A 1,533-nucleotide genomic window follows, 5' to 3' on the forward strand; every position below is an offset into this window, starting at 1 on the left:
CGCCTGCCCTGCAACCTGCGACCCGCGCCTGGCCAGGAACTGCACTCACGCTGGCCCCGCGAGCCGCCCACACACCCACCCAGGAACGCGCACGCGCGCACGCTAGGTCAGCCAGCTGAGGATGCGGTCGTTCACATCCGCGGGGCAGTCGAGCTGCAGGAAATGGCCGGCGCCCGGCACCAGCCCGGCGCTGGAGCCGTCCGGGAGGGCCGCCAGGACGCCGCCGGGATCGCCGCCTGGCGCGACCACGTCCGCGCCCAGGCAGCCGTCCTCGGAACCGTGCAGGTAGAGGACGGGCACGTCGCCCGGCTTGGAGATCGCCTGCTGTTCGGCGGTGTAGCGGTCGGAATGCTGCGACGTGTCGAACATTGCGCGGTAGTAGCCGAGCGCGGCGGTGACGTTGTCCGGCGTGGCCAGGCACTCCATGACGCGGTCGACGTTATCCACATGGTCGCCATTGCCGGACGGGGACCAGTCGCGCCAGAGACCCTCGATGAAGGCGCGTCCCAGGACCGCCTCGGCGAGAGGAGTCTGGAACACGAACATGTAAAACGAGCGCTTGAGCTGCTCGTACTCGAAGAACACGCCGGTCATCACGGAAAGGGGTGGGACGGACATCGCGACGGCCTTGCGCCACCGTCCGGGGGCGATGCTCGCGGCGCCGTAGGCGGCGAAGGCGCCCCAGTCGTGTCCGATGACGGCGGCGTCGGGGCCGCCGCCGAGGGCTTCGTGCAGGGCGACGGCGTCGGTGACGAGGGCGCCGGTCTGGTAGGCGCCATCCTCCGGGACGGACGTCGGCGCATAGCCGCGCATGAACGGAGCCACGGCGCGGTATCCAGCGTCGGCCAGTTCTGGCATGAGGTGCCGCCAGGTGTGCGCCGAGTCGGGAAAGCCGTGCAGGAGCAGCACCAACGGCCCATCCGCCGGGCCTGCCGTGAGGAACCCGAAGTCCAGTCCGTTCGCCGTGACCGACCCGGTCGTGACATCGCCCATGTCGCCTCCTCGAATCGCCGCGTACGCTACCCCGCCGAAACGGAGGTCACGACAACAAACCCCGTCCGCGCGCCGCCACGGCCCGTCACGTACGCCACCACGGCTCGCCTCGCGCGCCACCACGGCCCGTCGCTACGGGCCAAGCTTCGGCCGAACTATGGTGCGGTTCGTCCGCCCAACGGCATGGGCCTGTCCTCGCGGCGGCGTGGCCGTTTGTACGGGGCTGGCGCCCGTCAGGTGTCGGTACGGACCCGCCCTTGCGGCGGCGTGACCCGCCGGCACCGCGCCCTAGGCCCAGTCCACCCGCCCGTCGGTACGGGCCGCGCCCCGTGACGGTGTAGGCCCTGTCCGCCTGTCGGTACGGGCCGCCCCGTGACGGTGTGGGCCTGTCCGCCTGTCGGTACGGGGCGGCCCTGTGGCGGTGTGGGTCTGTTCAGGTGGGCGTATGGGGCCGTTTGTGCGTCGGCGCGGGCTGGCGCTGCGGCGGTGCCGGGGCCGTTCCTTTGATGGTGCGGGTGGGGGTTCTCGTGGAGGCTTGGG

The 1,533-nt window shown here is 71.7% G+C and carries 1 protein-coding gene; it reads right to left on the reverse strand.

Annotated elements, in window-relative coordinates:
* Window positions 1-102: 102 nt before the first annotated feature.
* Window positions 103-993, reverse strand: a complete 891-nt coding sequence (locus tag ETD83_RS41750) for an alpha/beta fold hydrolase (RefSeq protein WP_138650756.1) — start codon at window positions 991-993, stop codon at window positions 103-105.
* Window positions 994-1,533: the final 540 nt, after the last annotated feature.

It is taken from the genome of Actinomadura soli (assembly GCF_005889715.1).
GTDB classification, from domain to species: Bacteria; Actinomycetota; Actinomycetes; order Streptosporangiales; family Streptosporangiaceae; genus Spirillospora; species Spirillospora soli.